General features: G+C 64.1%; 8 protein-coding genes. 1 reads left to right on the top strand and 7 read right to left on the bottom strand.

The window, feature by feature from the left end; translation table 11 throughout:
* A partial coding sequence (locus tag AAGD32_18010) for a TolC family protein (protein ID MEM8876144.1) occupies positions 1–1265 on the bottom strand: 1265 nt, incomplete at its 3' end.
* 67 nt (positions 1266–1332) lie between these two features.
* Between AAGD32_18010 and AAGD32_18005 the strand changes: the two genes are divergently transcribed.
* Complete coding sequence (locus tag AAGD32_18005) at positions 1333–2466, top strand: DegT/DnrJ/EryC1/StrS family aminotransferase (GenBank protein ID MEM8876143.1); 1134 nt, start codon at positions 1333–1335, stop codon at positions 2464–2466.
* On the opposite strand, the gene moaA is transcribed toward AAGD32_18005, so the two are convergent.
* From moaA to AAGD32_17975, 6 genes are all read right to left on the bottom strand, one after another.
* Positions 2467–3501, bottom strand: coding sequence for a GTP 3',8-cyclase MoaA (gene moaA / locus AAGD32_18000; protein MEM8876142.1), 1035 nt, complete (start codon positions 3499–3501; stop codon positions 2467–2469).
* A gap of 17 nt (positions 3502–3518) precedes the next feature.
* Positions 3519–3977, bottom strand: coding sequence for a hypothetical protein (locus tag AAGD32_17995; GenBank protein ID MEM8876141.1), 459 nt, complete (start codon positions 3975–3977; stop codon positions 3519–3521).
* A gap of 50 nt (positions 3978–4027) precedes the next feature.
* Entirely contained in the window at positions 4028–4495 is a 468-nt protein-coding gene (locus AAGD32_17990; GenBank protein ID MEM8876140.1) for a cytochrome C oxidase subunit IV family protein, read from the bottom strand.
* 4 nt (positions 4496–4499) lie between these two features.
* On the bottom strand, positions 4500–5696 hold the full coding sequence (locus AAGD32_17985; GenBank protein MEM8876139.1) for a cytochrome c oxidase subunit 3: 1197 nt from the start codon (positions 5694–5696) through the stop codon (positions 4500–4502).
* A gap of 76 nt (positions 5697–5772) precedes the next feature.
* Positions 5773–7605, bottom strand: a complete 1833-nt coding sequence (locus AAGD32_17980) for a cbb3-type cytochrome c oxidase subunit I (GenBank protein MEM8876138.1) — start codon at positions 7603–7605, stop codon at positions 5773–5775.
* A gap of 108 nt (positions 7606–7713) precedes the next feature.
* Positions 7714–7982 (bottom strand): hypothetical protein (locus AAGD32_17975; protein ID MEM8876137.1); only part of this gene is annotated, 269 nt, incomplete at its 5' end.

Below are 7982 nucleotides of genomic sequence, written 5' to 3'. Positions count from 1 at the left end.
GAAGCGTTGGCGAGGATGTCGAGCCGGGGGAGCAGTCCGTTTTCCGCCACGCCGACCGCGCGCCGTGCGTCGTCGATCCGGTCCCGTGCGGTTTGCAGATCGAGCCGATACGCCAGCGCTTGCGCTTCGGCGGTTTCGCCGGACAGTTCCGCGACCTCGATTTCCTGGGGCACGATCTCCAACGGTGTCGTGACCGGCATGCCGAGAACGATCTTGAAGTCGTCCAGCGCGTTCGCGTAGCTCGTCTCGGCGTCGTTGAGCGCGTCCTCGGCGCGCAGTAGCGAGTTGGCCGCGCGCTGCACGCCGAGGATGTCCTGCCGACCCGCGGCGTAGTTGGCTTCCTGGCGTTCGAGCAAGCGCAGGTTCAGCCGGTAGTTCAGGTAGTTGTTGCGGACGCTCTGCTGGCTGGTCACCAGACGGAAGTACCGGCTGGCCACGTCGACCGCGAACCGCCGACGGAATCGCTCGAAGCTGCGCACCTGGTACACGAGCGAGCGCTCCTGCAGGATCAGCGGCTCGAGGTTCACCCAGCCGGCCCCGCGTAGCAGTGGCACCGCCGCGCTCAGGGCGATCTCCGCTTCCTCGCCGTCGGTGACCGAGTCGCTGAACGCGTCGACGAACCGCACGAGTGCTTGCGCCGTGACTTCGCCGCCGTAGGGTAGTTGCTGGGTCACGCCCGCGCGTGCGGTGGAGCGCAAGGCGGACGGAAAGCCGGCATCACTGTCGCCGTCGGCGTAGTCCAACGAACCGCCGGCAAAGAAACGCGGTGAGAAAAAGTGTCGTTCGAGCGTGACGTCCAACGCCTCGAGATACAGCGCTTCGAGTTCGTCCTGGTACTCGCGACTGTTGGCCGTCGCATAGGTCAGGGCATCGGCCAGCCCGAACGAGAGCGCGTCGGACTCGAACGCGGGCGGGCCGAACTCCAACTGCATGATCGCGAGCTGCTCGGCGAGTTGGCTGGAAGCGATGCCGGTGTCGGTCTGCGGTCCGAACTCCGCCGGCGGGCCGAGCGGCCCGCCGGGTAGCGTTTCCTTGAGGACGTCGATCGCGATCGGTGCGTCGACGGGGCGGACCGTCAGCGGGGCATACTCGAAGGCCGGCTCACCCGGCACGGCGTCGTCGGGGATCTCCAACTGCACGGCGGGTACATAGCCGAGCGTCGCCTCGGATCTTTCGGAGATGAGTTGGGCAACTTCTCGGTCCGCCCAGCGTTGATAGGTCGTTGGCGTGCAACCCGCCAAAAGGAATACAAAAATTACGGCCATTCGCATAAGGCCCCACAGTAGCGCCTGTGTCCGTGAGCTTTCGACGCCGAACGCATATCCTCTTTGCATGCCCACGGATGTGCCCACCCAGACGATCGCCAACGTTCCGCTCCTCGACCTGCGTCGCCAATACGCCGGCATCCGCGAGGAGATTCGAAACGCCATCGACGAGATCGCCGACCAACAGGCGCTGGTACTCGGCAAGGTGACGGCGGAGTTCGAATCGGACCTGGCCGACTATTGCGATTGCACCCACGCGATCGGCTGCTCGTCGGGGACCGACGCGCTCATCATGGCGATGATGGCGATCGACATTCAGCCGGGCGACGAGGTGATCCTGCCGAGCTTCACGTTCTTCGCCACCGCCGGCTGCGTGCATCGGATGGGCGCGGTGCCGGTGTTCGCGGACATTGATCCGCGCACCTTCAACCTCGACCCGGCCGACATCGAGCACCGGATCACCCCGAAGACGAGGGCGATCGTGCCGGTGCATCTGTTTGGCCAGTGCGCCGACATGGACGCGATCAACCGCATCGCTTGCAGCCACGACCTGCTCGTCCTCGAAGACGCCGCCCAAGCGATCGGTGCGACGCGCAACGGTCGACCGGCGTGCAGCATGGGCTGGATGGGCGCGCTCAGTTTCTATCCGACCAAGAATCTCGGCGCGTTCGGCGACGCGGGTGCGGTGCTCTGCCGTGACGACGCGTTGGCCGATCGGCTGCGCAAGCTCCGCGTGCATGGCTCGGGCCACACCTACTACCACGACGAGGTCGGCGGTAACTTCCGCATCGACGCGCTTCAGTCGGCCGTGCTCAAGGTCAAACTGCAGTACCTCGAAAAGTGGCACGACGCTCGGCGGGCCAACGCGGCGTACTACGACGAGCGGTTCGCGGAGGTCGAGCAGATCGTGACGCCGTTCATCGATGCGGGGAACAAGAGCATCTACAACCAGTACGTCGTTCGCGTGAAAGACCGTGACGCCGTCAAGGAAAAGCTCGGTGAGCACGGCGTCGGTAGCGGAATTTATTACCCATTGGGCCTGCATTTGCAGAAGTGCTTCGGCTATCGCGGCGGCAAAGTCGGCGACCTGCCGCACACCGAGTCGGCCCAGGCCGAAGTCCTTGCGTTGCCGGTGTATCCGGAACTGACCGAGCCGGAGCGCGAACGCGTGGCCGATGTGCTGATCGACGTCGTTGACTGATCACCCGCCGATCCGGCTCATCTGCTCGTTGCCGCGTTGGCTGTGTGTGTCGGGTTTCATCGCGACGCATTCGACGAACGCGTCGGCAAGGTCACGGGTCGGGAGCAACGGTCGTAGGTCGACCTCGCCGCCGTCGAAGAGGCAACTGCGCAGCACGCCGGTCGCGGTGAGACGCAGGCGGTTGCAGGTCGAGCAGAAAGGCGCGGACATGGCGCTGATGAAGCCGACCTTGCCGATGCCACCGGGCAGACGCCAGACGATCGCGGGACCGACGCCCGCGTCCGGGTCGGCCGGTTCGAGGTCGCCGATACGGGCGCGGATGTCGCCTTCGGCGATGAACACGTCGCCGTAGTTTCTCGGCGCCCCACATCCACCCGCCGGACCGATCTCGTCCATGCCGGCACCGTCGTAAAACGCACTGTCGCCCAGCGGCATGTACTCGATGAACCGCACCGTCATCGGCGTGGATCGTGTCAGCTCCGCGAAGTCGGCAAACTCGTCGTCGTTGACGCCGCGCATCGCGACGACGTTGAGCTTGACACGCAAGCCGGCCATGAGTGCGGCGTCGATGCCGGCGCGGACTTTCGAGAGATCGCCTGTTCGCGTGATGCGGCGAAACTTCTCGGGGTCGAGCGAGTCGATGCTCACCGTGATCCGGTCCAACCCCGCGGCGCGGAGCGGTTCGGCGAGGTCGGCCAACGCGAACCCGTTGGTCGTCATCGACAGGTCCGTGATGCCCGGCACGCGGCGGAGTCGGGAAACAAGTTCGATGATTCCCGGCCGCAGCGTCGGCTCGCCGCCGGTGAGTTTCACATGATCAATGCCGTGCGCATCCACCGCCGTCCGCACGACCGTCTCGATCTCCTCGAAGTCGAGCAGTTCGTTTTTCGGTAACCACCGGACGCCATCGGCGGGCATGCAATAGCCGCAGCGGAAGTTGCAGCGATCGGTCACCGACACACGCAGCATCCGCACAGCCGCGATCGACCGCGGGCCGGTGTCGGTGTTCGGCGTGTCGAGAAGGGGAAGCCGCACGGTCGCATCGTACCCGCTCAGTCGAGCAGATGGGTTGCGGTGATGCCGAGGACGAAGGCGAGAGAAACCACCGCGAACATCGTGTAGCCGATGCGGGCGGCTTGTTGCTGGATGCCCGGCAGTTCGTCGGCGGTGGCGAAGACGCGCGCCGGCCAGAGGCGGAGCGTGACGCGGCTGAAGAGTCCGCAGGCGACGAGCCACAACACCAGCTTCGCCGCGTTCATCACCCACCAGCCCGTCCCGCCCGGCCAGAACAGCAGGGTGACCCCGCTTCCACCGATCGCCGTCAGCGCCACGATTACGGCCCGCCGCATGCCTGCCGAGACCGTCTGCACGATCTGTTCGAACTTCTCCGGGTCGTTCAGGTGTGCCCGCAGGCGTGGCTGAAAGACGAACAAGGAGTAGCACATCGACCCGAGCCAGATCGCCGACGCGGTGAGGTGGATGCCGACGAGAATGAAGTGGAGAACCTGCATGTCCCGAAAGAAAACGGCGGAGCGATGGGTGTCGCTCCGCCGTCGGTGGGTTACTTGCCGCCGGGTGCCGCGGCCGGGGGACCGGCACCGCCCGGGGGTTCGAGAATGTTCTGGTACTGCCCGGTGTCGATGATGGTGATGCCGACGAACAAGAGCAGGAACAGCAACGCCGCCACGAGGGCGACTGTGTTGAACGGATTGTCCCAACGCAGGTGCATGAAGATGACGGCGACGAACGCGGCCTTGACGACGGCGATGCCGATCGCGATGGCGAGGTTCATGGCCGGGCCGAAGTCGAGCTTGGTGACCGCAACGGTCAGGATCGAGAGCACCATGAGCACGCCGAAGGTGCCGTAGAGCATCCACAACGGTACGGGGTGGGCCAGTGCGTGCTCGTCGTGGTGGTCAGTGTCGTGGACGTCTTCCTTCGGCACGCCGTCGGCGAGCAGCGCGCGGTCCTCGGGGCTGAGCTGGCTCAGGTCCTTGGCGTAGGGATGGGCTTTGAGTGCGTCGGCCATGGGTTTAGTGGATGAGATACAGCAGCGGGAAGAGGAAGATCCAGATCAGGTCGACGAGGTGCCAGTAGAGGCCGACGATGTCAACGGGCGTAAAGTACTTGGGGCTGAACGTGCCGGCCGCGGTCTTGAGTGCGACCCAGCCGATCAGGCCCATGCCGATCAAGACGTGGACGCCGTGCAGACCGGTCATGGCGTAGTAGATGCCGTAGAAAGTATCGACGTTGGCTTGGTCGTCCTTGGAGAGATCGGCATAGTCGATGCCGTGGCCACCGTGTCCGCCGCCATGACTGTCCCCGTGTGCGTCATCGTGGGAATCGCCGTGGGCGTGGCCGTCGTGGGCGACAACGACTTCGTTCACGTCTTCGTCGACAAACTTGGGATCGAGGCCGTTGTGGTTGCCGAAGACACGGGCGTCGCCGTCACGGATGCGGGCATCGGTGCCTTCGACGTGGAACGTCGGTTTGATGACCATCGCGTCACCGGTGCCGGCGTTCGGGTCGGTGTACTCAATGCCCCACGCGGCCATGTCGAGCGGCTTCTCCGCGTGGGCGTCGCCGTGGTCGTCTGCCGCATGCTCATCGGCCGAGTGGCCATCCGCTGTCGCGTCGGGCTCGACTTCGATCGCCGGGGCCGCGCCGGCGTCGGTTCCCGTTCCGGCTTCGTCCTGTGCCTCAATCACTGCGGCTTCGGGCGCGGGGCTTTCTTCTTCGCCGACATAGATTTCGGAATAGATGTTGTTGGAGCCGAGGAAGATGCCCTTGGAGATCTTCTCGTAGTACTCGACCGACTTGATGCCCATGAACCCAAAGCCGCCGAGGAGCGTGACCAGCAGCAGTGCCAGGCACTGTTTGGTGTTACCCAGCTGAATCGCCCGAACGGCGAGGGCCATCGTGAGGGAGGAGGTGATCAGCACCAGCGTGTTGATGAACCCGAGCGTGGTGTTGAGCGATTGGGCGGCGTACTGGAAGACGTCGGGGTGGTTGGCTCGGTACACGAAGTACGCGACGAACAGCCCGCCAAACATGAGGATCTCGGTGCCGAGAAAGACCCACATGCCGAGCTTGCCCGAAGCGTATTGCTGGGTGGGCGTGTCGAAGTGGTGAGCCAAATGCTCAGGGCCGTGGGTGCCGTCGGGGTTTAAGTCATGATCGTGATGATCATGTGCATCGTCGGCGGGATGGTTGGCGGGGATGCTTGTCATGGGGGCGATCTCGGGGAAACGGCTCGCAGTGTCCAAGCACCACCCGCGGCCGTCAAGCCACGGGTGGTGGGGTGGGTTAGTGGTTGGGCTTGACCGCTTGGAGTTCGCTGCGGACGGCGTCGTCCTTGAGCACCCATTCTTCGGTGCTCTCTTCCCAACGCCAGCGCTTCAGGTCGTAGGGATCGCCGGCGGTCGGAGCCTGCTTGAAGTTGTCGTGCGGCGGCGGGCTGGTGGTTTGCCACTCGAGCGTGTTGGCACCCCACGGATTGGCGGGCGCCTTCTTGCCGTACCAGATCGAGTGAAGCCAGTTGCCCAGCACGAGGAACAGACCCAGGCCCATCAGGAACGCGCCCCAAGTGCTGATCTGGTGGTAAATCTCGTACTGCGGTTCGTAGCTGGCGTAGCGGCGGGGCATGCCTTGGGCACCGAGGATGAACTGGATGAAGAACGCGAGATTGAAGCCCACGATTGTGACGATCGCCGCGAGCTTGCCGAAGCCCTCGTGGAACATCACGCCGAAGATCTTCGGCCACCAGTAGTACATCCCGGCCACGAGACTGAAGAGCACCGTGCCCATCATGACGTAGTGGAAGTGGGCGACGACGAAGTACGTGTCGTGCAGGTGGATGTCGGTCGAGAGGGTGCCCAGGTGCAGTCCGGTGAGGCCGCCGATGGTGAACACGAGGATCGAGCCGAGCACCCAGTACATGACGGTGTTCAAACGGATCGACCCGCCGTACATGGTGGAGAGCCAGTTGAACACCTTCACGGCCGACGGGATCGAGACGGAGAACGTGATCAGCGAGAACAGGGCATTGGCCAGTGCGGACTGGCCGGAGGTGAACATGTGGTGGCCCCAGACCAGGAAGCCGAACAGGGCGATGGCAACGCTGGAGAGGGCGATGAAGTTGTAGCCGAAGATGTGCTTGCGGCACATGACGCCGATGGTCTCGGATATCACGCCCAGCGCCGGCAGCACCATGATGTAAACCGCCGGGTGGCTGTAGAACCAGAAGAAGTGCTGGTAAAGCACCGGGTCACCGCCGAGTGCCGGGTCGAAGATGCCGATCTGCAGCAACCGTTCGGCCGCGAGCAGCAGCAGGGTGATCGCCAGGACCGGGGTGGCCAGAATCTGGATGAGCGCCGTGGCGTACAGCGCCCAAGCGAACAGCGGCAGCCGGAACCACGTCATGCCCTTGGGACGGAGCATGTGGATCGAGGCGATGAAGTTCAGGCCGGTGAGGATCGAGGAGAAGCCGAGGATGAAGACGCCGATGGTCGCGGGGACGACGGCGGCGGTGGTCTTGGACGTCGAGTAGGGCGTGTAGAACACCCAGCCGGTGTCGAGTCCGTAGGGGAAGAGCCAGCCCCAGTTATCCATCCAGATCGCCAGTTCGGCCGCGTTCATGTACGACGCCATCGCCGCGTTCACGAGACCGCCGACGAGAATCCAGACGAAGAACAGCGAGCCGAGGACGTAGATGTGAAAGCTGGCGAGGTTGAGCTTGGGGAAAGCGACGTCCTTGGCCCCGAGCATGATGGGCAGGACGAAGTTGCCGAGGATGGCCGGAATCGCGGGGATGATGAACAGGAACGTCATCACCGCCCCGTGCAGCGTGAACATCTGGTTGTACTGACTGGTCCAGGTGTCGGCGATCAGGTGTGGCAGGGTCTGGCCGGCCCAGATCAGCTCGGTGCGGAGCAGGACCGCAAAGATGCCGCCGAGGAGGAACGTCGCCAGCACGCCGACCATGTACATGATGCCGATGCGCTTGTGATCGAGCGTCAAGGCCCAGGACAGGAAACCCTTGCCGTGGGTCAGGTAGTTGTCCAGCTTCTCATTGGAGACGGGCTGGCCGTAGATATCGGTGGGGTTGGCGACGGGCGGGGGGGTGTTGATGACACTCATGGCAACAGGGGGTTGAGCCGCCGAATCATGCCGGCGGGTGTTGGACTGGCTGGTTAGCCGAGCAGGCTCGGCGAGGTTGCGGGCACAGGCGTCCGCGTGACGATCCGATTATTCGCTGGGTTCTTCTTCAGGCATGAGCGTCTTCCAGTCGGACTTTTCGTCCATCGCTGGCTGCTCGGGATCGGTGTACTGACTGATCGACTTCATGTATTCAATCAGCGCGAGGTACTGGGCGTCGGTGAACTGATAGGCCCCCATGCCGTTGCGGTTGTAGCCGCCCTGAACGGTCTTGGCCAAGGGGTACTCGATCGACTCAATGATGTACTCCCGGCCCACGCGTTCCTGCTCGATGGGCGGGACGACGCTGTGATCAGCCG

The organism is Planctomycetota bacterium (assembly GCA_039182125.1).
Classification (GTDB): domain Bacteria; phylum Planctomycetota; class Phycisphaerae; order Tepidisphaerales; family Tepidisphaeraceae; genus JBCDCH01.
The sequence above is the reverse complement of the archived record's forward strand: the minus strand, read 5'-3'. Positions and strand labels throughout refer to the sequence as shown.

Coding starts and splice junctions, on each gene's coding strand:
- AAGD32_18005 (MEM8876143.1), top strand. CDS start 1,333: ATGCCCACGGATGTGCCCACCCAGACGATCGCCAACGTTCCGCTCCTC.
- AAGD32_17995 (MEM8876141.1), bottom strand. CDS start 3,977: ATGCAGGTTCTCCACTTCATTCTCGTCGGCATCCACCTCACCGCGTCG.
- AAGD32_17990 (MEM8876140.1), bottom strand. CDS start 4,495: ATGGCCGACGCACTCAAAGCCCATCCCTACGCCAAGGACCTGAGCCAG.
- AAGD32_17985 (MEM8876139.1), bottom strand. CDS start 5,696: ATGACAAGCATCCCCGCCAACCATCCCGCCGACGATGCACATGATCAT.
- AAGD32_17980 (MEM8876138.1), bottom strand. CDS start 7,605: ATGAGTGTCATCAACACCCCCCCGCCCGTCGCCAACCCCACCGATATC.